29 protein-coding genes are annotated in these 22,679 nt (G+C 33.7%); 3 read left to right on the top strand and 26 right to left on the bottom strand.

The features are described from left to right. Window positions 1-78 precede the first annotated feature (78 nt). The 16 genes from KHA94_RS13450 to KHA94_RS13525 all read right to left on the bottom strand — a co-directional run bounded on the left by KHA94_RS13450 (window position 79) and on the right by KHA94_RS13525 (window position 11,027). Entirely contained in the window at window positions 79-678 is a 600-nt protein-coding gene (locus KHA94_RS13450; protein ID WP_213102648.1) for a hypothetical protein, read from the bottom strand. Next, window positions 675-1,049: a hypothetical protein gene (locus KHA94_RS13455; protein WP_213102649.1), complete on the bottom strand. Its 375-nt coding sequence runs from the start codon at window positions 1,047-1,049 to the stop codon at window positions 675-677. Before KHA94_RS13455 ends, KHA94_RS13450 begins: the two co-directional genes overlap by 4 nt. Further along, the gene (locus tag KHA94_RS13460; RefSeq protein WP_213102650.1) at window positions 1,049-1,498 is read right to left on the bottom strand and encodes an HK97-gp10 family putative phage morphogenesis protein; all 450 of its coding nucleotides are present in this window, start codon (window positions 1,496-1,498) and stop codon (window positions 1,049-1,051) included. Before KHA94_RS13460 ends, KHA94_RS13455 begins: the two co-directional genes overlap by 1 nt. After that, window positions 1,485-1,841: a phage head-tail adapter protein gene (locus KHA94_RS13465; RefSeq protein WP_213102651.1), complete on the bottom strand. Its 357-nt coding sequence runs from the start codon at window positions 1,839-1,841 to the stop codon at window positions 1,485-1,487. The genes KHA94_RS13460 and KHA94_RS13465 overlap by 14 nt, the downstream gene beginning before the upstream one ends. Beyond that, a complete protein-coding gene (locus tag KHA94_RS13470) occupies window positions 1,838-2,119 on the bottom strand; it encodes a hypothetical protein (protein ID WP_213102652.1) in 282 nt (93 codons plus the stop codon). Before KHA94_RS13470 ends, KHA94_RS13465 begins: the two co-directional genes overlap by 4 nt. A gap of 198 nt (window positions 2,120-2,317) precedes the next feature. Then, window positions 2,318-3,586 carry a phage major capsid protein gene (locus KHA94_RS13475; RefSeq protein ID WP_213102653.1) on the bottom strand — a complete coding sequence of 423 codons (1,269 nt, stop codon included), beginning with the start codon at window positions 3,584-3,586 and terminating at the stop codon, window positions 2,318-2,320. Then, complete coding sequence (locus tag KHA94_RS13480; protein ID WP_213102654.1) at window positions 3,580-4,161, bottom strand: HK97 family phage prohead protease; 582 nt, start codon at window positions 4,159-4,161, stop codon at window positions 3,580-3,582. The genes KHA94_RS13475 and KHA94_RS13480 overlap by 7 nt, the downstream gene beginning before the upstream one ends. Beyond that, window positions 4,154-5,341, bottom strand: a complete 1,188-nt coding sequence (locus KHA94_RS13485) for a phage portal protein (RefSeq protein WP_213102655.1) — start codon at window positions 5,339-5,341, stop codon at window positions 4,154-4,156. The genes KHA94_RS13480 and KHA94_RS13485 overlap by 8 nt, the downstream gene beginning before the upstream one ends. Beyond that, window positions 5,342-7,072, bottom strand: a complete 1,731-nt coding sequence (locus KHA94_RS13490) for a terminase large subunit (RefSeq protein ID WP_213103247.1) — start codon at window positions 7,070-7,072, stop codon at window positions 5,342-5,344. Window positions 7,073-7,097: 25 nt separating this feature from the next. Beyond that, on the bottom strand, window positions 7,098-7,454 hold the full coding sequence (locus tag KHA94_RS13495) for a P27 family phage terminase small subunit (protein WP_213102656.1): 357 nt from the start codon (window positions 7,452-7,454) through the stop codon (window positions 7,098-7,100). 83 nt (window positions 7,455-7,537) lie between these two features. Then, entirely contained in the window at window positions 7,538-8,005 is a 468-nt protein-coding gene (locus tag KHA94_RS13500; RefSeq protein WP_213102657.1) for an ATP-binding protein, read from the bottom strand. Next, complete coding sequence (locus KHA94_RS13505) at window positions 7,983-8,285, bottom strand: HNH endonuclease (protein WP_213102658.1); 303 nt, start codon at window positions 8,283-8,285, stop codon at window positions 7,983-7,985. Before KHA94_RS13505 ends, KHA94_RS13500 begins: the two co-directional genes overlap by 23 nt. A 94-nt stretch (window positions 8,286-8,379) precedes the next feature. Continuing rightward, window positions 8,380-8,703 carry a hypothetical protein gene (locus tag KHA94_RS13510; RefSeq protein WP_213102659.1) on the bottom strand — a complete coding sequence of 108 codons (324 nt, stop codon included), beginning with the start codon at window positions 8,701-8,703 and terminating at the stop codon, window positions 8,380-8,382. A gap of 74 nt (window positions 8,704-8,777) precedes the next feature. Next, entirely contained in the window at window positions 8,778-9,269 is a 492-nt protein-coding gene (locus KHA94_RS13515; RefSeq protein WP_213102660.1) for a hypothetical protein, read from the bottom strand. Between the two features lie 348 nt (window positions 9,270-9,617). After that, complete coding sequence (locus KHA94_RS13520; RefSeq protein WP_213102661.1) at window positions 9,618-10,361, bottom strand: type II toxin-antitoxin system PemK/MazF family toxin; 744 nt, start codon at window positions 10,359-10,361, stop codon at window positions 9,618-9,620. Window positions 10,362-10,643: 282 nt separating this feature from the next. Continuing rightward, entirely contained in the window at window positions 10,644-11,027 is a 384-nt protein-coding gene (locus tag KHA94_RS13525) for an HTH domain-containing protein (RefSeq protein WP_213102662.1), read from the bottom strand. A gap of 265 nt (window positions 11,028-11,292) precedes the next feature. On the opposite strand from KHA94_RS13525, the gene KHA94_RS13530 reads away from it, so the two are divergent. Further along, entirely contained in the window at window positions 11,293-11,772 is a 480-nt protein-coding gene (locus KHA94_RS13530; RefSeq protein ID WP_213102663.1) for a hypothetical protein, read from the top strand. A 228-nt stretch (window positions 11,773-12,000) separates the two neighbouring features. Here KHA94_RS13530 and KHA94_RS13535 read toward each other — a convergent pair whose 3' ends face one another. Further along, window positions 12,001-12,555, bottom strand: a complete 555-nt coding sequence (locus KHA94_RS13535) for a hypothetical protein (protein ID WP_213102664.1) — start codon at window positions 12,553-12,555, stop codon at window positions 12,001-12,003. A 599-nt stretch (window positions 12,556-13,154) separates the two neighbouring features. Beyond that, window positions 13,155-15,770 (bottom strand): hypothetical protein, encoded by a 2,616-nt coding sequence (locus KHA94_RS13540; protein WP_213102665.1) that lies wholly within the window; start codon window positions 15,768-15,770, stop codon window positions 13,155-13,157. Window positions 15,771-15,908: 138 nt separating this feature from the next. On the opposite strand from KHA94_RS13540, the gene KHA94_RS13545 reads away from it, so the two are divergent. Next, window positions 15,909-17,068 (top strand): IS3 family transposase gene (locus KHA94_RS13545; RefSeq protein WP_249365496.1). Its coding sequence is split into 2 segments (ribosomal slippage): window positions 15,909-16,170 and window positions 16,170-17,068, totalling 1,161 coding nucleotides; the frame shifts between segments, so codons are not numbered across the junction. Window positions 17,069-17,106: 38 nt separating this feature from the next. On the opposite strand, the gene KHA94_RS13550 is transcribed toward KHA94_RS13545, so the two are convergent. From KHA94_RS13550 to KHA94_RS13575, 6 genes are all read right to left on the bottom strand, one after another. Further along, the gene (locus KHA94_RS13550; protein WP_213102666.1) at window positions 17,107-17,346 is read right to left on the bottom strand and encodes a hypothetical protein; all 240 of its coding nucleotides are present in this window, start codon (window positions 17,344-17,346) and stop codon (window positions 17,107-17,109) included. Between the two features lie 416 nt (window positions 17,347-17,762). After that, entirely contained in the window at window positions 17,763-18,782 is a 1,020-nt protein-coding gene (locus KHA94_RS13555) for a hypothetical protein (RefSeq protein WP_213102667.1), read from the bottom strand. A 39-nt stretch (window positions 18,783-18,821) separates the two neighbouring features. After that, window positions 18,822-19,004 carry a hypothetical protein gene (locus tag KHA94_RS13560; RefSeq protein ID WP_213102668.1) on the bottom strand — a complete coding sequence of 61 codons (183 nt, stop codon included), beginning with the start codon at window positions 19,002-19,004 and terminating at the stop codon, window positions 18,822-18,824. Window positions 19,005-19,115: 111 nt separating this feature from the next. Further along, complete coding sequence (locus tag KHA94_RS13565; protein WP_213102669.1) at window positions 19,116-19,526, bottom strand: hypothetical protein; 411 nt, start codon at window positions 19,524-19,526, stop codon at window positions 19,116-19,118. Window positions 19,527-20,091: 565 nt separating this feature from the next. Then, on the bottom strand, window positions 20,092-20,424 hold the full coding sequence (locus KHA94_RS13570) for a hypothetical protein (protein WP_213102670.1): 333 nt from the start codon (window positions 20,422-20,424) through the stop codon (window positions 20,092-20,094). 104 nt (window positions 20,425-20,528) lie between these two features. Next, entirely contained in the window at window positions 20,529-20,777 is a 249-nt protein-coding gene (locus tag KHA94_RS13575) for a hypothetical protein (protein WP_213102671.1), read from the bottom strand. 312 nt (window positions 20,778-21,089) lie between these two features. Here KHA94_RS13575 and KHA94_RS13580 point away from each other — a divergent pair, with 312 nt between their 5' ends. Continuing rightward, window positions 21,090-21,317: a helix-turn-helix domain-containing protein gene (locus tag KHA94_RS13580; protein ID WP_213102672.1), complete on the top strand. Its 228-nt coding sequence runs from the start codon at window positions 21,090-21,092 to the stop codon at window positions 21,315-21,317. Between the two features lie 11 nt (window positions 21,318-21,328). Here the strand turns inward: KHA94_RS13580 and KHA94_RS13585 are convergent, their stop codons facing one another. Both KHA94_RS13585 and KHA94_RS13590 read right to left on the bottom strand, forming a co-directional pair. Further along, on the bottom strand, window positions 21,329-21,604 hold the full coding sequence (locus KHA94_RS13585; RefSeq protein WP_213102673.1) for a hypothetical protein: 276 nt from the start codon (window positions 21,602-21,604) through the stop codon (window positions 21,329-21,331). Between the two features lie 158 nt (window positions 21,605-21,762). Further along, entirely contained in the window at window positions 21,763-22,602 is an 840-nt protein-coding gene (locus KHA94_RS13590; RefSeq protein WP_213102674.1) for a hypothetical protein, read from the bottom strand. Window positions 22,603-22,679: the final 77 nt, after the last annotated feature.

Genomic DNA, 22,679 nt, shown 5'->3' on the forward strand with positions numbered 1-22,679 from the left:
TCTTAATAAAATAAAAAAGGATAATGAGTCCTCATAATGGACTAACTATCCTAAAAGTTAATATCTAAATTTAAATATTTAAGGTGCTGGTACTACTGGTTTTGGGTAGAAGATTGCAAATGGAGGATTATCTAAATCGGAATCATCATAATGTCCTTCAAATTCCATTGCAATTACTGCTTCTCCTTTATCCTGAGTCTGTAAAGATAGTCCTGTGGTATTGAGCGCATTGTAAATTTGGATAATTACTGGATCTGCAGTTCCTGACTTCTTCCCGACAAAAGTTATGTTTTCAATATAGTCCGTAATTTCAATGTAGTTTTTTGCTTTAATGATGTCATGGGTAGTATTTGTTTCGGTATCAATTTCACTAGCAGTCAATGCTTTTGCAAGTCCTTCTTTAGTTACCTCTAAGACATTCGCAACCATCTTAACTTCCCAACTATCGATGACCTGCAAGCCTTTCGCTTTTCCTTTTACACCATCAACTTCAATTCCCCTAATTTCTGGTACAGCTGAGAATTGACCACCGCCTCTTGTTGCACCAAGAAGTTTTCCTTCTGCTACTGCTGTATCAAATGTATCTGTTTCCATTTCGTAGTTAATAAAAAATGCCCCTGCATCTAGGAGCAAATTCTCTGCCGTTTTGGCTGTATATCCGCTATAAGTTTTACTCATTCAAAAAGCCTCCTATCAAAATATCGTAATTGGAAGATTAACTTCCGTCTTTTAATGTTTGTATCATCCTCATCAAGTGATGGTAGTCTGTTTTCTCGGTAAATACTGAACTGGATATGATCATCGGTGTGTTTGTAGTAGTTTAATTCTTTCCACAATTTACTCGCTAAACTTTCCAATTCAGAAGTGTCAGACCTGTTATCCCAAATATCCACATCCAAGTTAAACACTTCTTGCTGCTCATTTGAATAAGCATTGGGAAGGTTAAACACTATGTAAGGAAATTGAGCCGTATGAGGAACTTTTTGAAAATACACTTGAGGATGATAAAGTTTTAATAGCTTCATTAATTTTTTTCTTAATATAATCATTATTCTTCACCATCTGGACTTACAAATTCTTCTTCGCTGATTAAACCCCTAACTCTATTTTCGTCTGCAATTGCAGATAAATATTGACCTTGAATAATTCTGATCTGGTCAATATTCAGATAGACAGAATCTCTTAAAATTCCCCTAGCAGGTTGCTTATGTGTTCCAAGTTCGCTATCCGCTCCATACCATGTGTTGTGTTTTAATCCAATTTGTAAATCAGATTCCTTTCGCCTAACCCAATATTGTGTTGAGCGATATAAACGTCTATTTTTCTTCATTCCCGGAAGCTTTCTCAACCTTTTCAACATTTCTCTACGAATATATTTTGCCGAATCTCGAAGAGCCGCTCTACTTAACTCTTCAATCGAGTACATAGCTTTATCGACACTGGAAGTAAATTCAACGCCATTTCTTTTAAATTTAACTACAGATCTAGGCATTGCCATTTTTCTTCACTTCCTCGCAAGTTAATTCGATTGTTTCAAAATTACCCATATTCATAGTGTTAGCAGTCTTAAATCCTTTTGATTGTAGAGGTAAGTAATCACGAATGACTTTGTACCTTTTACCCTCAAACTCTATTTCACTTTGTCCTTCATACTCGTATTTATTAACAACAAACACGATTGAGGGCTTTAAATCATGTGTAGCCGCTGCATAATGTTCAGAACGTGAAACAGACAAAACATCACATAATATAGTTGTTGGCACTTCAAAATCAATAGTGTCGCCCATTTCATTTTCTCCATGTGAAATATCAATGAGAGTTAATTCGTAGTCGAATGTCATTTAGCAACACCACACTTAATGATTAAATTGTGCAATCGAAACTGTAAGTGTCGAGGTATACCATCCATATTGTCACGGTTGAGATATCTCCATGTAGAAAAATCAACAATAAACATCAAATGATAAGGGTTAGCCAAATCAATGACTAACCCTTTTTCATCCTCTAATTCTTTAATGATCCCTTTTATAATAAACGTTAAATAGTTATCTCTGACATTCGAGCGTAATCCTATTCTATCTTTGACAAGTGATAATATTGTATCATCGTAATTTTCCACTAATTATCACCGACTTCTTCAACGAAGATAATGCCACGTTTATTTTTAGTGGAAGTTAACTCCTCTATTCGTTCTTTTTTTACACGTCCTGAACGGGGGAATTTATCCCCTACTCGATAAACGTGATTACCATCTTCTAAGTGAAGTTATTTATTACTATGTATTTTGCCATATCCCTTCACCCTTTCATTTAAACATCTATACAGCAGGTGCATAGTTAACTAAAACAAATGCACCATTGTTCGCTGGCTTACCGTCATAACGAGCTGTACCTTTAAACACAGTTTGGTCTTCAACGAAACGTACATCGGATGAAGTTGCTAATTGTACCCCACGTCTTTCACCGAGCATGTACTGTTTAAAGTCACCAAATACTAATGCATCATCAGGAGCATATTGAGAAAATACAACTCGAATACCTGCGATATTAGGATTATCTACCCCTTGCACAACCTGACGACCATCAGAAGTATTTACAATTGTCTGTGGAAGGATGTAATTGTAGTAAGTAACACGCTTCATAACAGCAATTACCTCACCCACTCCATCTTCTCCATTATCAACAGCCCCAACCAATGGAAGCAGTGAGCCTAATTTAAAATCAGAAGTTTTAGATGCTGATGTTACAGCAGGAATAATTCCTTCTGGTTGCTTACCAATTGCACCTGTTCCATTTAAGATTGATTTGTCAACTGCCTTAGCGATAGCACGAGCGATTCTATCTTCAACAAAATTAGCTAAATCAATCATGCTATCCTCTAGGATTGAATTTGGAACTGGTACAAATCCACCGACTTTATAACCATCTAATTCTACCCCTTCAAATGCTAATGCCAATTCTTGTACTGAACCTGTCATTTCAGTCCAAATTGCTTCAGGAATTGCACCATCCACAATCGCACGAGCAGTACCATTCAATTTCATCACTTCAACTTCTTTATATAGGCTTGAATAATCTCCAATCATCGGTTGGATTTTATCCATTACCGCCTCTGGAATTAATAAGCCTTCACCAGTTAGAGAACGCTTATTTAATACCGCCTCACGAACTTTACCATAAAACTCCTGTACTTCTTCCATGTTTAAACGCTCCACCATTTGAGAGCGAGTCTCGTATTTGTTAACTTTCATTCTTGATTCCTCCTTAAAATTATTAGTGGTTTTATTTGCTTTATTAGAACGTGTATTATTACTAGGTGCTTGACTATTTAATTGTTCAAGCTCTCCTTCAAGTTCTGTAATTTCTGATTCGAGATTACTTTTCTTATCGCTAAGTTCTTTCTTTTCATCCTCAAGCTTCGTTATTTCTTCTTCTACTACTGCCACTTCTTCATCGGTATTAGCTTCTTCAATGGAGGCTTCTAGCTCCTTTGAACGCTTAGCAAAATTCTCTTCACTGATAAGTAATTCAGCAAGAGTAGATTTCCTTTGTTCAATTTTCTTCGATAACATTAGTTGCTTTAACATCTTTTCAATCTCTCCTTTAATTGATTTTTCTTTTGTTCCCGTTTTCTTTCATAGTGATCGTTATATTGTGCTTGCCTAGCTTGTACACCAGTATCAGAGTAAGCAGGAAAAGTAACTACCGATACTTCATGTAAATCAATCTCTTTTAAAATCCACTTTACTGTGCCATCTTCACGGAAATCTGTTTCTTCATTTAAGATATTGAATCCAAATGAACACTGGTCAACATCTCCACGCTTTACACGCTCGTATAAATTAACTGCATCAGAATCATTAGGATTAATAGTAATTCGCCCCCAAAGACCATGACTATCAACCTTTAATTCTAGTGTCTTTGATTTATTGCGACCAAGCACTAGTCCTGTATCATGGTTAATTAATGCTCGGATATCATTTCCTAATGTTTTATCAAAAGCACTAGGATCAACCTCTTCAAAAGCACCTCTCCATAATTCAGTAGGATTATTAAATACAGCAAAATAACCTTCTATGTACATTTCGTCATTATCTTTTTCTGCTCTTGTATTCAAGTCAGATTGTAAGCTTCTAAATTGTCGTTCCTTTTCTCTATTCATCTTTACCACCACCTTTCAGCTTAGATTGATTCCCAATCTTATCTAGTGGAATAAAATTCTCCAAAATAACTAATTCAGATAATCCTTCCCTTGGTGACAACCCAATCCAATCCCTAACTTCATTACCTATCATAAGTCCTCTGACATACATTTCTGAGCCAACTTGAGCTAACTCTTTAAGGTCATAGGCATATAGACTTCTAGGATTAAATTTGAAATACAAATCCGGACTGTATAAAAGTTTTCTTGTTAGCTCTTGTTCCATTCCCTTTGCAATTGGAAGGATGGTTGAATTAATAAAATTGTTAAATTCATCTTTGTTATAGGTTCCAACTCCAACAAAAAAAGCAGGTACTCCAAGTAACCCTGCTACTGTTTTTTTATCCAATTCAACTGCATCATTAATTGCCAAATCATTAAGTGATAATGGTTTTACCTGTTCAACTTCCAGTAATTCAGCAGGAATAATCCACGGCTTACCTGCCTCGCTAGATTCGAGGTACTTACTATACACAGCATCTCTACCTTCTTCACTGGATAACTCTGCTGTATTGGCATCGACTTTAACAATCAGAGAAGGCATATATTTTCCACTCATAAAACTTTTCTTTGTTGCAGTAGCTTGTTTTAAATTGTTAACAATATCCTTTAAAACAAACCTATACCCCTGTCCTATGTACGGTTTATCTGGTTGCGGATTAATCATGAAATGTAAGACTTCATCATGATTGTATGGCTTGTTTTCATGATAAATCTTATAAGCATTATCAGTGTCTACAAACCGAACCTTCGATGGACTTAATGGAATCAACTCGTCTATCAATCCATCGTTAAATTTTGGAAAGATAATACTATTTCCATCTCCATCTAAAAGCATGGTGTAAACAATGTTATATATCCAATTTTTCCTTGTCATTAAACTGTATGGATTAACATCTAGTTTTCTCGATAATTGATTTTTAACTCTAATATCACCATCATCAGTATTCTGCATTAAATGAATTGTCATCGAAGAAATAAGTTCTGCAATTCTATGAACTGCCATTCTAACTTCAGGATTATCAGAAATTTTAGTGTAGCCTGGAATCACTAAAGTATCATAGGCTTCCTGACTTAAAAACCAACTCCTAGCATTTTTAGGTTGCGAAGACTTCCTTTTTAAAAAATCTAACCATCTCATCTAGTCACCTCCCTTCCCTAACCATTTTCTTGCGGATGTTGATCTTTCCATGTTCTCAATTTTTCTTACTGCACCAAAAACAGAAGCATCAAATAAATCTATTCGACTGTTATCTTCAACTTTTTCGTACTGAATCATATCATCAGTCTTTTCTATGGCTCTCACATTTTGAACACAATATTCATAAGCATCAGAACCAAGATAATAAAAATTACCGTCTTTAGTTTTCTTTTCGATCCTTCTAAAGCCCTGCGATTTCTTATGAAAATACTGCGGCTCATCCACAATAGAAAAACCTTTTCGCTTCATTCCAAGGAAAAACTCTTGACCAAACTTACGGTCAAATCCAACTTGTTTAATCTTAAATCCCATTTGTTTCATTTGAACAAACCACTTGATAACATCATCATGGTTGACAGTTGGAGTGTTAGTCATTGTCAGCCATCCATCATCCTTCCAACCAAACAACGGAATATTGTCCTCATCAGCTTTTAAATGAGCAGCGACAATTGGGAAGAATGCATGTGTAATTGCAATATCAATGTCATTATAAGAGCCGTATAATGCCGAAGCTGTTAAATCATGCATCTTCGATAAATCAGCACCGCCATACCAATCTATAGGTAATTTCGATAGTGCTTGTAATTTTTGCTCTAATGATTTTCCAGTTAGATTTAGCTTTTCTTCTACTTTGCGGTTAGAGTTTCTAAATTCATCCAAATTGAAATAAGCCTTCATTGCTGAAGTATAAATATTTAATGACTTCGCAAGGAAAGATTTTCTTTGTTGTGGATCATTCTGAGCTTCAATTGCATCATTCATCAATTCCTGTCCTGAAACTGATACATTATAATTTGGATTAGCTTTTTCATGTTCGATTGGATTTGTATAATCCACATTACCATTCTCATCTTCATCAGCTTTTGTGATGAATACAAAAAGTTGTTCATCCTTAGCAGTACCATCTAGGACTTTTTGACAATATTTCATTCGGTTGTAACAAAAACTGTTCGGATTGTCTCCTGCTGTAGTAATTCCAATACACAAACTATTTCGATAAGCCTTTCCTGATTCTCGAATCGTATTGTATTGACTAGCATTTTTATATAGATGTAACTCGTCCAAAATTTGAATGAGCGTATTTAAACTATCCATACGGTCACTGTTACCAGCTATTGTTTCAATTCGCATGTATCCGTCACCAAGATCCCCACTGATACTATGTTCTTGGTTGTTATCAAGGATACGAAAATTCTTTTCTTCACCCATTTGTCGCAAGTTATAGAGAAGAAAATTGAAACTTTGCATGGCTTGCTTTAACATTGCACCAACAATAATTATTTCCGCACCTGATTTTCTTTCAAGTAAACCCAATCCCCATGACAATGCTGAAACAAATGGTGTCTTCCCTTGCTTTCGAGTAAGCATAATAAATGATTCTTTAAATTTTCTTAGAATCGTACCTTTGTGATAAAAACCAAGTAAATTATAGACAACAAATTTCTGCCACGGTTCCAATAAAAAAGGCTTACCTCGTAATGGGTAGCCTCGCATGTCCTCACCTTTTTGGTGTACAAACGTCTTTTCAATTATCTGTATAACAAACTCTGCATCTTTTGGATTGAAGTCGTAATCTGGATTTTCTAAATCATTCATGAACCTTTGACACATTTGTATTGTTTCTTTACAGGCAACTTTCCGACCACCTACAATACTATTCGCATACTCCATTACTGTGTCATAGTTTTTATGCTCTTTATTCAAGATTACTTAGCACGCTCGCAAGTGTGGATTTATTTTTATCTCCACCATTATTATTTGGTTGCATGGTAGATTTAGGATTGAGGCAAAGACGATCGGAGTATGCTAATATGTCCTTCCTCAACGATTCCAGCGTTGCAACAATTGGTGATTTTTTCGCACCGCCTGCAGCTGTATAACTCTCGTATTGATATCCACCAGTTTCAAACTCATCATTCAATTTTAAGTACTGATAAACAAGCTCTGAATAGATGTCAATTAGGCGATTATATTGGGTTTTGTGGACTCCCAAGCCTTTCATATCAGAAATTGTCCTGCGTTTAATTGTTTCCTTCGTTGGGATTTTTGTCACCGTCTTCACCTCCAAAAAAATATTTTCAAAAAATCCGCTCTATTGGAAAGCCTTCCACCCCTTCGGTCCTATAAGTAAAATTTTTATTTTTTAGGACAGGGGGGATTATCACTTTCAAAGGTATCAAACCATTTGTTGATAATCAGCAATTGTAAGTCTTTATCGCTTCTCTCATCGTCATTAATAGCTCGTTGTACACATTCCTCTCTAGTTGCATGAATGTGAATGATATCTGTAGCTCTCAATCTATTGAATAAGTATTCTCTGTCTATTTGCTTGGGTAAACCAGCGACAACCCATATATTGTTACAGCGCATCAGCTCACGGTATTCAATTAAAGAATAAATGTGTTCTCTGATGCTCAACGAAACATTGAGAAGATTATCGCCAGTATTTGTTTTTCCTGCCAAACTAATAGACTGTTTTAAATAATCCAAGTCAACAACCATATCCCCAACATGCATGTGTTTTTTAACATAGGTTGTCTTTCCACTTGCAGGGCTTCCCCAAACAATATAAACTTTTATATCATTGCCTTCCTTGTAATGCACCTTCCACCCTCCCTTGCCAACGTTTACCTACTTCTGATATCTCATTCGTAATTCGATCATGCATTCGTTCATGGCACTTACTGCATAGACTAATGAGATTATCGCTGTTAAGCTTATACTCTGGATAATGCTCAAGAGGAAAGATGTGGTGCACCATTGTTGCAACTGTAGTCTTTCCATAACGCTTACACTCTCTGCATTCGTAATCATCCCTACGCAAAACATTCTCACGCTTGTTAATCCACTTCTTACTTTTATAAAATGGATTGGTTTGTTTCATGTCCTTCCATTCTTTCTGTTTACAATATAAAAAACAGCACCAGTAATAAATAATGGCACTGTCAGGAATTTAGTTAGAAACCATCCAAGCTCAATCACAGTGATGCAACTCTTTCCATACGATCTAATCTTAAATTTAAAGCTTGAATTTCCATTTCCTCTTTATCTGTAAACTCCAAATATTTCTCAATATAATCTACTCCATCAACAGTCAGCACTGCATAACACTTACTACTTTCGAAAGGTGTAGGGTAAATTTCTAATAGCTCAATATATCCTTTTCTCTCCATACGCTGATAATCAAACAGGTTGTTAACTTTTCCGTTTATATCTGAAATCAAGAACTCTGCATCCATATTATCAAGACTTCGTGTAAACTCATAAATAGCTAGCAATATCGCTATTCTAGTTTTATTCATTTCATCCTCTCCCATCGTTTTAATATGTTTTAAAGCAAAATAAAAAAGCACTCCAGAAGGAATACTTTACTTACTTAGTTTGTTTTACTAGCTTGTTTAAATTCATCTCTATCCCATTGTCTTTGTTGAGCTTTCGAAAAGTTTTTAATAACAATTAATTTCCAAGAATCATACTGCTCTTCTAATGTAAAAAGAAATGATTTATCCTTTGATTGATCTAATCCATTTTGAATATGTTCTGGAACCATTCCAAACTCTTCTCTGTATGAGTTGGCTAGATATTCATTATTTAGAATAATTTCTCCATGGCTACTAATAAAGTGTTCAAAGTGGTTATTAACTTCATTAACCAAAGCATTAATCAAAAATTTCTCTCTAACATTTTCTTCTTTTATTAAATATTCAATTCGACTCTTTAATTCATCAGTTGAATTTATAGAAATACTATCTTTTTTACCTAAAAGGAATGCAAGATTAAATAATAACCCTTTAAACTCCTTATCTGTTTGTTCAGAAATAGTTTTCAATTCTTCAAGTGATTGAATAAATGTATTTAATCTATTCATCTCTATCCCTCCTTCCCGCCAAATTACCTACTAATTCGACTTTAAGAAGGAAACATCCTGCAATTTTCCTATAATATTGTAATTTCCTGTGAGTTTTTCTATCTACAATATAAAATTAGGGTAGGGAAGTAGCATATTTTTCCCACACAACGAAAAAGACCTCCAACACTAGGGAAGGAAGTCCAAATTAGAAATAATTATTAAAATGTAAAAGTCCTTAGATAATACTAAGGACTTAGTCCAAATTGGACTTTAATGTAGTGGTTGCTATGTAACTATTACGTCTCAATTACTTAAAGTAAAAGGACAGCGTATGTTTTAACTATCTTTATAATAGTACTCATTTGATTAAATGTCAACGGTTTTATTACCATTTATTATCTTTTCTTGTTCAATTAATTTTGTTATTAACTCCTCATTTTGTTTGCTCAACGAGTCTATCTGTTCTTGTAGCAATTTGTTTGCATAAGGTGAATGAGATTTTATTAATGCCATCTCTAACTCTTCCATTATAGGAGTGTTTGCCAACGAGCCAATAATACCTTTTCTAGTAATTCTATTTTTTGAAACTGATTTTATTTGATGCACTTGAATATATGAGTCATTTTCAAGTTGCGGATAATCCTTTTTGTAAACAGGAATAAAAGTTTTCTTTATATTAGTGGGTACTTTATCTAAGTTAATACTATTTTGAGATGTCAATGGAACAACCACAACCATAGAAGTGTAGTCTGCAATAACAATGCCAGTATGGGTAAGTGAAAATTCTCTTCCTATATTCGTTACACCGAAATCAATACTTAACATTTTTCCTCTGCTGAAAGTCTGATTAAAATGAAATTCAGATCCATCATCTTTGTTATACTTTCTAATCAGATGAGTTTTATAGCCAAAAGTTCCATAATCCTTTAGTGTTCCTTGCCATAATATTGACTTAATTGCTTGTTCAACTGTAATATTTTCATACCATTTTTTAGTTACAAATGAACTATTGGCAATTTCTTTCTTTAAATCGTTGTTTGATAGGGCTTTATCATTTAATATCCGTTTGTTTTTGAGTAATGAAAGAACTTTACCTATATTTACATTCATCCTAACACCTCCAATCTTCCCTATATTATACCATATTTCGATAGGTTAATAGGAGAAAAGTTGGAGAAAGTGAAAATGAGTTTTAGGTCTTCACTCCGACTTACAAGTGAGTAATATTCTCTATTTTACTTTTCCGTTACTCTCGGGAAAGAGCCCTAAAGGCTAAATATTATTGGAACAATTTCTCATACCTTTGATTTGCTCAAATTATTATAGGGACACCCTCCTTTTAGTTGGATGTCCCTAGTTGCCCTTACGGCTCAGTAATCACAAAGGATATGTTTAATCGATGTTACTATCAATAGTATATTTTTCTTTTAAAACAAAATGTATAAACATAATTCTAACAGCTAACATAAACTTTTTCTTTTCGTTTAAAGATTCTGGGTTCCTCAAGTACTCTTCCAACTCTTTTGTATCTATTTTACCAAAGGAAGCCAACGTCTCGTAACTAATTCCTAAATTTCTATGCAATAAATCAATAATATCACATACTCTTTGAGTTTCATCGATATCATCCATACGTGCTAATAAGGTACTAATATCGATTGGATGATATAAATCACTTGAATCATTAGTACAAATAATCTTTTTTATTAATTTATCTGACATTTTGTATTTAAATTTCAATTTCTCTATATTATCTTCTAATTTAATTTCTTCCATATCTACTATTCCTCCTTGGTATTTATAGGTTTAACTATACAAAATCAAAAAAATAAAGTAAATCAAAGAAATTTTTGAAATATACGGAAAACAACCTATAATTTAGATACTAGGTTATCTCATATTGAAAATTTGTCTATTTATCAACAAATCTAACTTTTATAGTTAATGAATTACATAAATAGAAAATATTACTTGACTATCACAACTACAAAGATGATACTAAAATAGTATTTAAAAATAGTAAAAAGGAGATTGATAAACGATGCGTATTTTAAAAAGTATGGTATTGTTCTTTACCCTAGGACTTCTGTTAGTCTTAACTCCAAATTTTGCTAACGCTGAGCAGGGTGATACTATACCTGAAGGTAACCAAGAATCTATACGAATACCAATTGTAGAGCCAGAGGATTCATCTGAAGATTCTTTACAAAAATTTTCAGCTGCTAGTACTAATAACATTGGGTATGTAGATGTATGGGTAACTAATAACCCTAAGAAAATTAATTGGGAAGTAGTTGTATATGCTCCGTATAAAGGTAATGGATTTACCGGCCATTTTAGTATCACAAATCTAAGTACAGGCCTCAGCCATGGTAGTTACGATATTACAGGCATGAAAGGTAGTATAAGTCCACCGATTTATAGAGGCAAATATGGTGGTAGACTTTCTGGGGTTCTTCTTTATAACGGTGTTACAACTGGTGTTACATTATCATCTCCATACCTAGTCTGGACTATTTAGTAATAAAAAAGGATATTAATAAATTCAAATTCCAACGTTAGCAATAATTACAAGAATCACTTACTAAGTTGACGGTTTCTTGATTTATATAAGATAAGGAATTTACAACCAATTAATAATAGATTATAATATTCCTTGAAAGGGAACTTTATAAGCTTCCCCTTCAAGTATTGGTTAGAGTATTATCGGTTCCTTCTTCTAGTCCTTGTCCGACTTGGAGAAGGTTTTTTATTTTGCTTCACCAACTTGTAGATGCTTCCAACTTTTTCTATTAACGATATTCCAGATACTTCTATAACCTTGTCCAAATGCTTCAGCAGTCATATGTATAAATTCACTTATCTTATTATCCTCATCAGACTTCCATTTCTGCAATTGCTCTAAAATTTCACAAACTTCTGCTTCTGTTAATCTCTTACCTTTTCCCATTTTTAAGCGTGTACTTTCGTGGTATTGCCCTTTTCTATCACATAATTCTAAGTTATGTATTCCATTCACATGTTTTAAATGTGATTTAATGTGATCTACTTCAATTCCACCTCGCTTAAACATTTCCAATGGAATTCCAGAATGAGAAGCCATAATTGGACGATGAACTCCAAAACTTCGCTTATGTCCCTTATCATCAATAAGTGAACAATAAATATAGCCATTACTATTTGGGTTCAAATTCAAAAACCTGTTACTTTTCTTTGACCATATTCTTCCATTAATTGTATCAGCTAAATAGTTACTAAAACCAATATTACTTGGAATTGGCGTTAAAATTACTTCTTCTCCCATATCTAACATCTCCCTATAAAAATAATAAAAATCCAAGGAAATTTCTCCTTGACTCATAAATCCGTTTTATGTATAATGTAAATTAAGGATAATTATGCAAATCTTCATAAAAACAAAAAAACGAATACCCTTCTACGTTCCTGTTTTTTCAATCTCCATTTTCAAATCCATCTCACCCCAAATAATAATCAATTCGAATAAAGCGTAATCCGCCACATCACAGACTGGTTGCATGATAACCCTATCGCATGAGTTTATTTAGTTGTAATGGAGATTATTGCAATCTCTATAAATAATTCAGCCCAATCGATACTGGGGAGAAATCAGCACATCTCAAACTGAATTATTTATACAAATTACAATAAATTTCTTGCACTTGTAAATCACATGTGTTAATATTTTGATAAGTATGTGTATGTTTGTTAAAAAATAAATGAAAAAGCAGAGAGGGAAAGTCACCTACTTTGCCTGATACATTCGGTGCTGCGACAATTGCTAGCTTCGCATTCCAGTCCCTCTTCCATTAGGAGATAGCTTATACACTATTAAAAAACGCTAGAACCCTTGTAAGTAAAGGACTCTAGCGTTCTACTAAAATATTAACCGTGACTTTTTCTAAAACAACTTAGGAATGTTTCTCTGTGTGCTTGATATAGGCAATTTAACAGGTTCAATTTAATTGAAGCATACTTTTTATCATCAATATCCTTGAGAATACTGTACATTGTATCAGGTTTAATTTTAAGTTTACCAATTTTATTTAGGTAAAACCTCATAGTATCTGATAACATCATGTTCTTTTCCTTCTTAGCATAGTTTTTTGAATGAATGGATTCTAATGCTTTTGTTAATTCAGCAATTAACTCCCTCACTTTTTCTCTTTGCTTTCGATTTGCTTTATTAATATCCACCTTATTTAAAAACTTCCCAATATTCCACGTTTTAACTTCATTTGCATCAGGTAAATTACTTAAAATGTCATACATGAAATCCATTGGAGTATTGAAATGAGTAAATTCTACATTCTCTTTTTTATCAATATACTGAAAGAAATTAGGCTTTTTACCTTCAAATTCATCATTAATTATTTCACCGATATATTTTTGAATTTTCCTTAACTCACTGCCAATCTTAATTTTATAACTTCTTTTAGCATTATCAATGGAACACATGCTTAGAATTGTAAGAATATCAGTTTGCTTGTAAATATCCTCTCTTAGTTCTCCATCATTGTAATAATGCCAATACAGTGAGTTGCAAAGCTGCCCCTGATTCACTATACTACCAATTTCAGTGGTCGATCTTCCTAGAGTGTGATCCAGTTTGGCCGCACTATGATTTGATAATGTATAGGCTGTTTTATCAGCTTCTAAATCCATTACACAAATGTTGTATTTCCCATAACAATTGTTGGCTAGTCCTAGAAGCTTATCATCGAAAAATACAGCAACAGCATCCGAGTCCATATCTGCCCCAGACAACCGATTCATTACATTTTCTTTAACTGTATTGAATACAATTACATTTGGAGATAAGTTAAAATATTTCTCAATTTCTGCATTGTATGTATTTTTACCAATCCAAATATTTGATGCTGAAGTGTGAGGGTTCCGACAAATTGTAAACTCTTTCTCGAATCCTTCTTTACCGAATAATGTTGTATATACTTCATTACCTTTAAGCACTTCTACACCATCGATTGTTAAATCGTCATTAAGTTTGTCAATTGCATGATACAGATATTGGACTGGGCAACTAAATAATGTTGCGTAATCTCCGAATGTTCTCACATGACCCCTTTTAATATCCTTCACATAGTTGCTAATGGTGTTAGTTCTAAACTTTTTAAATGCACTGTTATGTATAATTTCTTTGTCCAATTCATAAAGCTCAATGAACATCTTATCGGATGAAAAGAAATCGATTCTATTATCCTTGGATTCTTCTTCCTCATCATCTTCAATCTGATCTTTATCATTCAGCTTCGATTTAACATGCTCAATGAATTTATCAGGGTTATTTTTTAAGTCCATGATATAATCCACTTCAAATTGTGTTAACTCTTTAATATCCTCTGGTGATTTAACCTCAAAACTATTTACCATCTGATACGATAGCCTTTGTAACGGCATATTGTTAACTTCACCTTTGCGGTTTGATTTATCATGTTTACAAACACCCCAAATATTTCCGGCATCAATGACAACTTGCTTCCAATGTTCCCACATTCTAGCTTGCCATAACTGCTCATGATCCTTCTCGTTCTCACCTTCCTGTTTGAATAGGTAACTAAACTTGAGTAATTTGATACAAGATTGGTTTAGAATCATCTTCACGTCTTTCAGATAAACATCTTTGTTGAAGACGTCCTTAACAGTCCAAGATTCATAATCAATACCATGCTTTTCAGCATATTCACGGAAAAACAATTGTAAATTTGTAGAGAAACAAGCTACCTTTGTGAAATGGTTACGTAACAATAGCATTGATTGACCTTCATCATAAAATTCACTACTTAGCAATCCCTCACCATCAAAAATACTGTTTTCAATTTCATGATTTTCAGTAGGAACGCTATCAACCTTTTCAACTACTTTATTATTAACAGTCTCTGGTACTACTTTAATAACATTAACTACTTCTGACTCTTTCCAACGTGAGAATACTTCATCTACGACAAGAATCGAATTAGGATCAATTACTTTCACATTTTCAATACTAGAAGTGACCAATGATTGATATGCGGAAAGTGATGCCAGGTCAACTGATTCACCTTCTTCAAACGGTAAAAACATTCTACTCCACTCGATCATATCATCATACAGACTATCCTTGATAAAGAGGCACTGACCTTTACGACTCTTGCTGCTTGATCTCTTGTACATTTTGTAAACATCCTCAGTAATCTCACCTGTTTTCTTATCTACACGTGTGATTGTGAATCCATCCTCATATAATTCATGTCGTAATTTTTCCTTGCTTACACTTTTCAAATTATCAGGTAAATTTCCTAAAAGTCGCTTCCTGCTATACTTGTAAGAATATTCCTTCTTGATCTTCTCAATTTGACTTAATTTTTCCTTATCAGACCATTCATCCCTATTATCCCAATATTCCTGCGTAAGTTTATTTACTTTCTTACTAACATCATCCAACTGTTTTGTGTACAATTTTTTATATTGCTCAGAACTTTTAACCACATTATCAAACTTCACATTGATGACATCACGAGATAGTAGTTTATTTGGACTTCTATTTGATTTAAATGTGGAAAATTTAGGATGATTGATGCTAGACTAAAAAGTAGACACAGATTGTTATAATAAAATAAACAACAATAATGGGGTGTCTACATGACCAAAGGTACTGGTAAACGTTATGATGAAACATTCAAAAAAGAAACAGTGAAGTATATTCTTGAGAACAATAAACCAGTCGCACAAGTGGCTAGAGAAACTGGAATCAATATAAATACTTTACATGGATGGGTCAAGAAATATGGTGAACAGCCCGAGGTAAAGGCTGTACAAACATTTTCATCTCCAGAAGCCGAACTAAAAGCATTACAAAAACAATTGCGTGATCTGGAGGAGGAAAACGAAATTTTAAAAAAGGCGATGCACTACTTCGCGAAAAGCCCTCGGTAAAGTATGATTTTATTCATCATCATCACTCCCAATACCGAGTGGAGAAGATGTGCAAAGTCCTGGGAGTTTCTAAAAGCGGCTATTTCAAATGGATAAAACGACCAAAGAGTAGCCGACAGAAAAAGCATGAGGAACTGTCTCAACAGGTCTTGAAAACTCACATTGAATTCAAGCAACGCTATGGAAGCATAAAAATTACAAAAATGCTAAACAAGCGAGGAATAAAAGTAAGCCAGCGTACAGTTTCACGCATCATGACAAAGAATAATTGGAAATCTTGCACAACCAAAAAATATAAAGCTACGACCAATTCCAAGCACCATCATCCAATAAGTGAAAATGTGTTAAATAGACAATTTAAGGCGGACAAGCCCAACCAGTCGTGGGTTACAGATATTACGTACATCCCGACAAATGAGGGGTGGCTTTATTTGGCAAGTGTCATGGATTTGTATTCCCGCAAAATTGTCGGATGGTCTATGGATAAAACGATGACAAAGGAGCTAGTGATGAATGCTTTAAAAATGGCGTACCATCGCCAGAAGCCTGGTAATGGGCTTATTCATCACTCCGATCGTGGCGTCCAGTATGCATCAACTGAATATCAGAAACTATTAAAACAATATCAGATGATTGGCAGCATGAGCCGCAAAGGAAACTGTTACGACAACGCTTGTATCGAGTCCTTTCACGGTATTCTTAAACGTGAACTCGTTTATCAAACAAGATACAGAACAAGAAATGAAGCCAGAAAATCGATCTTTGAATATATCGAATTCTTCTATAATTCAAAGCGAATTCATTCAACTCTTGACTATCACACACCTAATGAATTCGAGAAAATGTATGTTCAAACAGTGGCATAAAATTTTCCTGCATAAAAAAGTTTAAAAATGGTTTTCTTTTAAACTTTTTTGTGCAGGCCACCAAGCGATAGCGCGGTAGAAAATCTGTGTCTATTTTCTTGACATAGTATCAGATTATCTAACTGTCTTAATTCTAGTGAGTATGGTAAAAATCCGATGTAATCACTTTTAATTTCACGGTTCCTATTCATGTGTTCCCAAATGTCACAACCTTCAATACTAGGAATATAAACACCATTTTCAATTTTATTTTCAACATTAACATTAACATTAGTCATTTATATCATTCTCCTCATTATGTGATTAATTGATTAAATTCGATATGGTATGTAAAACTAAAACTTAAATTATGTAATCGTAAAACTTAACACTGACAATTGAGATGAAGAAAAAAGAGATTCCAATTCGATAAGCAAAGTGGGTTTCTTTGCGTTCGACACCTAGCAACTAGTTTGCGTTGGTGAGAAGATTCTAACGAATCTTCTTGATTATCTTCTTATATTCTTCTTCCAACTCTTCTATTAACTATTAATTAATCTATTAGTATAACTATTATGTAAACTCTTATATTAACTCTTATAGCCGATGTCGAAGCGTCCTCATCCTTACAGCCTCAATGAGTTTGAAACTTCATTTTTCAACCCAATTCCAATTATGTAATATTGATTTCCTATTTAGTAAAATTCATTTCCGTTTATCCAAAAACGTTTTCCAATTCTAAAGAATCTATTTCCTCATTTCGAAAACTCATTTCCTTATTTTCAGAACCAGTTTCCGATTCATTAAAACTCATTTCCTCTTTTTTAGAATCCATTTCCTCTTTTCCAAAATTCATTTCCGACATTTTTAACGGATTGAATCTTGGAATGTATCTAGATGACGGTTCTTCACCTTTTAATATCTGCAATTCATAATTATTTGGTCTGGTTTCTTCTAATAAAGGAACGTCATTTATTTTTACTGACAACAATTTCTCAACATGTTTATGTACAGTTTCAACTAATCTATAATTTAATGCTTCTGCGATGGTGCTTAATTTCCAGTACATCTGCGATCCATCTCGTGTGCCATATTTATAGGTTTTAAGGAAGAATAAATACGTGATAAATTCATTTCTGCTTAATACTCCATTAGTAAGTAAATCAAAGTCCTCAATCGTAACCATGAAAAAGTTTATTGGGACTAACGTTTCGTTCACCCCTTTCTTCTTCACCTGATAACTAGGAATGTAATTTGTGTACCAATGTAATGTCTTTACATTTTTCTTTATTTTAGGGTTGTATGCCACATGCTCTTTTTCAGAAATTAATCTTACTTCTCGTTCCTCAACAATTTGCACCTTGTCCTCATATGGAGAATATTTTGCATTCGTGCTTCCTTTGAAATTCCAAAGTCTTTCTAATGACACTTTTAACTGTTTGGAGCTACATCCTATATAGTCTGCAATTCTCTGTTGCTTTAATGTGAATTTATTTACCATCATAAATTGGAGAAAAATGTATACAACCATATCTAATTCAGTAAATTTCATTTGTCCTTGTTTTAATTCTGTCTCATCTGTTCCCTCGAGCTCTTTTTGAATATAAAGGTGGTCAAAAACTCCATTGTTTATGAGGACATATTTCATTCCATTTTCTTCAATAAGTGTTCTAACCTCATTTCTCATTTCTTCTTTACTACCTTTAATTAAATTTCTTTTTTGACGTGTTCTCATTAATAATCTCCCCTCTGAGTAATTGCTTAAAGTTATGTATTAGCCATTTTGTTTAACATGCTGCTGAATTACTTCATTGACCTGTTCTGTGCGAAAATAAAGCCAGAATCTTTTTTGGTCATTAGATATTGCCGTAGTAACAAAGCGAACCCCATTTGCTTTGAGCTTACGTTGTAACGAAAAATCATAACAGAAAAATAGATGATCCTTTGTTAGTTCCATTCCTCTTCACTCCTTTTAAATCAAATAGTTATTTATTTAGTTAATATAAAATTTCTTAACGGTATATTTCTAAGAAAGGAACAGCAGTTAAGCTGCTCCCTTGATATGTACTTACGCATAATCCCTTGCTATATGTTCCAAGTCCCCATAGATTCCATCGGTATCTTCCTTCATTAATTTCTGCAAAAAAGAATAAAATTGAGACTCTAATTTATGAGTAAATACAAAGTCATAAATAAGGGTGCTGAGTCCGTCCCTTTCCCAGTCAATTCGCTCCTTTTCATCAACAAACCAATCTAACTCATCTTTCCATAGTGTCACTGTTTGGCGATTTGGATTACTTGCGATAGATAATGCCTCTTTGTATTCAGCAGGATACTCCTTTGATGCCCATTTAACGATTGCTTCATGATTGACTTCACCGTTAAAGTGGATTGCTGCTTTAAAGCTTAAATCTCTGTCTCGTACAAGGATGCTGTAGATTGTTTTGTAATTTGGTAAGTTAATAGTGTTTGTTGTCATTGTTTAATCTCTCCCTATAATTTATTTGATTAATGTGTACCAGCGACCAAGTGACAGAGCAACAATTACTAGCGCAGTAAGCAACACTCCCTTCAATTTAATTTGCAAAACGTGCCAATTTTTTAAAAATGAAAAATTGGATCGAAAAATGCTTTACATTGACCATATGTGACTGTATAATGGGCATATAGGTTTTAAAGATAGGTAGATAGTATTTATTGAAAAAGAGAATAAAAAGCCAAGTCATGCTTCAATTGCTATTTTTACGAGCAACCAAAGCAGGACTATTTGTGTTTTTAGAGATACACTCTATATAATATCGGTTGGTTATTACCGATGTTTAGATTTTTGGTAGATTTAATATGGTGGTAGTTGATTTATTATTTTTCTCCGTATATTATTTTTACCTCTATGCTTTATTATATCTTTTTTCCTACTTTCGGCAATTATGATTTTACTAGGTATAGTCCGTGTTTTCGACATATATTCTACTTAACTATCATATAAGTTGTGTTATATACAAGTAAACTTTGTAGAAATTTGTCGCACGATTACCTATCAATGCTCACATTAATTCTTGCCAATCAAATCTGCACTCATTTACAATAACTGATGTTAGATTGTGATTAATGTCCTCCAAGCAGTATGTATTAAGGTCTGTTCCTGTGAACAACCTACTTGCCTCTTCAAAAGCTTCTTCCTCATCATCTGAATTCGGTTGATAACTAACTGCAACAGAAACATTGAAAGTATTATCAGCAATTTGATTTATGAAAATATCTTGTTCCTTCAAAATTACATGGTTGATCAAAAGCTCTTGATTTGGAACTAACCACTCATCACAAATTACCTTGTTTGATTCAACTACCAAATTCATTTGTCCGTATAAAGCTGCCATTCTAATCTCTCCCTTTTTAATTTAGATTTGTTTAGTTTTATCCATCCCAACGAATAATCCGACAACGAATGTAAAGCAAGAAAAGCCAATTAGCAATACCTCAGTCATTCTTGTTCCTCCTCCTGCCTTTCTCCTTCCACTTCGACACACACTTTCAAGATAGCTTCAGCAAACGCTCTAGCATCCTCAATGCTAACACTCACAACTGCATCAATTTCATGACCTTCTTCGTTGCGATGCCCCATTACAAACGATATAGCATCATTTTTCCCTTTTCCTTCCTGTGCATTAATATATTCCGGTTCAACTTCAAGATAAAAAATGACATTATTATCGATTTGTGCAATTCTCATCAATAACCCTCCTTCCTAATTTGTTCGTGCATGAGCTTTTTGTATAATTTCAAACGCTCATTTCTGAATGTGTGGGAACGAGGATGTTTTTTGCTAGGATGGATAGAACTTTTTAGTGCAACTTTTTTTAAATAATACGAAATCCTGTGAGTAACATCCTTTTGCATTCGGTTTCACTCCTTTTCTTAAAATGACAACGTTTTGTTGTTACCCTAATAATACTATATACAACTTTTCGTTGTCAACAACATTTTGTAGTTGTTTGTGAATATTTTTTTTGATAAAATTAAAGTATAGAAAGGAGTGATTTACTTGGCGAAAAGAGTTAAATCTGAACTTAAAAAAATCCTTGATGAAAGAAACATTTCAATACGCCAATTAGCGGAAATGACTGGTCTAAAATTTGAAACAGTTAGAAGACTTTACCATGATGATACAAAGCAATACCAAAGAGACAGTATTGGATTAGTCTGTGAAGCTTTGGAAATTGAGTTATCTGAGTTACTAGTTTTAATAGACGTTAAAGAGGACAGCGAATAAGCTGTCTTTTTTTATTTGTAAGTATACAGATGAGCATTTCCTTTAATCGTTGCACTGTGCAATGATTGAATTTCATCAACTGTTTTTTGTTTACCTGTTGATGGGATGGCATGTTCTTTATTTCTTTCTTCTTCTGGTAGTTTGGATATTAAATATAAGGCATTAATACCTAATTGGTAACCCGAATTTCCATTTGAAAATTCATTGAAAACTTTTACATACTTATTTGCACCCGAGAGCAACTTTGAGTCTCCTAATTCCTCTGCTATTCTGATACGTTCATTCATAAAGTCTCTGTCGATTTTCCAAAAATCCTTACAATAGCTATCAAAGTTGGTGGTTAAGAATAACCGATCATTTTGATCGTACTATGTCGTCACTATTTCAGTTACGACTAAGGAAAGGTCGTAAGATTTTCAATTACGAGGGTATGAGACAGTTTGTCCTAGACATCAAACACACTGAGAAACAGATTGTTCAATTGTTCTCGCTTAAATAGCTTCTTACACACACCGTTATAATAGCCCCTGAGTGATTTAACCTTACCTTGCTTAATTTTATACACCAATGTCTTTAAAGCTTCCACAGCAACGTCTGAGATAGTTTTAGACGGTAGTTTAGCAATTCGCCCATGTATTGTAGCGATACGATAGAGTTCGATAATGTCACTTGAATTATGAAAATAGAAATTTGAAACCCTAGCGAATTCTTTATCAATCCCATTTGGTAATAGATTGGTAAATTGTTCAGTTGATTGATTGCTAGATTCTACGGATTCTGTACGTATAGTATTATTATTTTTAATATTGCTAGATTTAGAAAGATTAATAGTTTTATTATGCTGGTTCAATTTTTCCTCTTTAGGTGGTTCAGTTTGTTTGGAAATAGGAGAATTCTCAACTTCCAGATTTCGGGAATGCGATTGCTCTACACCAGACGTATAGCGATTAAACACATAAACACTATGCCCCTGTTTACCGTTCTTAAAAGTATTATGTACTACTAATAAGCCCACTTCTTTTGCTTTAGTGAGCATACGTTTAAAAGTCGATCTTGAGATTCCGATACCGTTTTGATGGGTAGTTGCAACCAAAGTTCCAATCTTGGCATAGCAAACGCCAGCAATAGATGCTGAGAAGCGTACAAGGCGTTTTAGAGCTATTAGCTCGCTCTTAGTAAACTTATCCTTTAAATCAATCATGTGTTGCTCAAATTGATTGTTAAAGTCGTTTAAATCCTTAAATTGTGATAGTTGTTTGTATTGGTTAATATCTCCCGATTGCATAATAAATAGTCCTCCCTAATTTGAAGGACAATGACCGTTTTTTGGGTATAGTTAATAAGCCTATCTGTTGAAAAAAT

This window comes from Cytobacillus citreus (genome assembly GCF_018343665.1).
GTDB classification, from domain to species: domain Bacteria; phylum Bacillota; class Bacilli; order Bacillales; family Cytobacillaceae; genus Cytobacillus; species Cytobacillus citreus.

Bases quoted from the DNA above. Each gene is read 5' to 3' on its own strand.
- KHA94_RS13490 (WP_213103247.1), bottom strand. From the start codon at position 7,072: ATGGAGTATGCGAATAGTATTGTAGGTGGTCGGAAAGTTGCCTGTAAA.
- KHA94_RS13530 (WP_213102663.1), top strand. From the start codon at position 11,293: ATGCGTATTTTAAAAAGTATGGTATTGTTCTTTACCCTAGGACTTCTG.
- KHA94_RS13575 (WP_213102671.1), bottom strand. From the start codon at position 20,777: ATGAGAATTGCACAAATCGATAATAATGTCATTTTTTATCTTGAAGTT.
- KHA94_RS13460 (WP_213102650.1), bottom strand. From the start codon at position 1,498: ATGGCAATGCCTAGATCTGTAGTTAAATTTAAAAGAAATGGCGTTGAA.
- KHA94_RS13450 (WP_213102648.1), bottom strand. From the start codon at position 678: ATGAGTAAAACTTATAGCGGATATACAGCCAAAACGGCAGAGAATTTG.
- KHA94_RS13550 (WP_213102666.1), bottom strand. From the start codon at position 17,346: ATGACTAATGTTAATGTTAATGTTGAAAATAAAATTGAAAATGGTGTT.
- KHA94_RS13485 (WP_213102655.1), bottom strand. From the start codon at position 5,341: ATGAGATGGTTAGATTTTTTAAAAAGGAAGTCTTCGCAACCTAAAAAT.
- KHA94_RS13535 (WP_213102664.1), bottom strand. From the start codon at position 12,555: ATGGGAGAAGAAGTAATTTTAACGCCAATTCCAAGTAATATTGGTTTT.
- KHA94_RS13570 (WP_213102670.1), bottom strand. From the start codon at position 20,424: ATGGCAGCTTTATACGGACAAATGAATTTGGTAGTTGAATCAAACAAG.
- KHA94_RS13555 (WP_213102667.1), bottom strand. From the start codon at position 18,782: ATGAGAACACGTCAAAAAAGAAATTTAATTAAAGGTAGTAAAGAAGAA.
- KHA94_RS13465 (WP_213102651.1), bottom strand. From the start codon at position 1,841: ATGACATTCGACTACGAATTAACTCTCATTGATATTTCACATGGAGAA.
- KHA94_RS13560 (WP_213102668.1), bottom strand. From the start codon at position 19,004: ATGGAACTAACAAAGGATCATCTATTTTTCTGTTATGATTTTTCGTTA.
- KHA94_RS13585 (WP_213102673.1), bottom strand. From the start codon at position 21,604: ATGAATGAACGTATCAGAATAGCAGAGGAATTAGGAGACTCAAAGTTG.
- KHA94_RS13590 (WP_213102674.1), bottom strand. From the start codon at position 22,602: ATGCAATCGGGAGATATTAACCAATACAAACAACTATCACAATTTAAG.
- KHA94_RS13565 (WP_213102669.1), bottom strand. From the start codon at position 19,526: ATGACAACAAACACTATTAACTTACCAAATTACAAAACAATCTACAGC.
- KHA94_RS13525 (WP_213102662.1), bottom strand. From the start codon at position 11,027: ATGGAAGAAATTAAATTAGAAGATAATATAGAGAAATTGAAATTTAAA.
- KHA94_RS13510 (WP_213102659.1), bottom strand. From the start codon at position 8,703: ATGAATAAAACTAGAATAGCGATATTGCTAGCTATTTATGAGTTTACA.
- KHA94_RS13455 (WP_213102649.1), bottom strand. From the start codon at position 1,049: ATGATTATATTAAGAAAAAAATTAATGAAGCTATTAAAACTTTATCAT.
- KHA94_RS13515 (WP_213102660.1), bottom strand. From the start codon at position 9,269: ATGAATAGATTAAATACATTTATTCAATCACTTGAAGAATTGAAAACT.
- KHA94_RS13475 (WP_213102653.1), bottom strand. From the start codon at position 3,586: ATGTTAAAGCAACTAATGTTATCGAAGAAAATTGAACAAAGGAAATCT.
- KHA94_RS13480 (WP_213102654.1), bottom strand. From the start codon at position 4,161: ATGAATAGAGAAAAGGAACGACAATTTAGAAGCTTACAATCTGACTTG.
- KHA94_RS13520 (WP_213102661.1), bottom strand. From the start codon at position 10,361: ATGAATGTAAATATAGGTAAAGTTCTTTCATTACTCAAAAACAAACGG.
- KHA94_RS13505 (WP_213102658.1), bottom strand. From the start codon at position 8,285: ATGAAACAAACCAATCCATTTTATAAAAGTAAGAAGTGGATTAACAAG.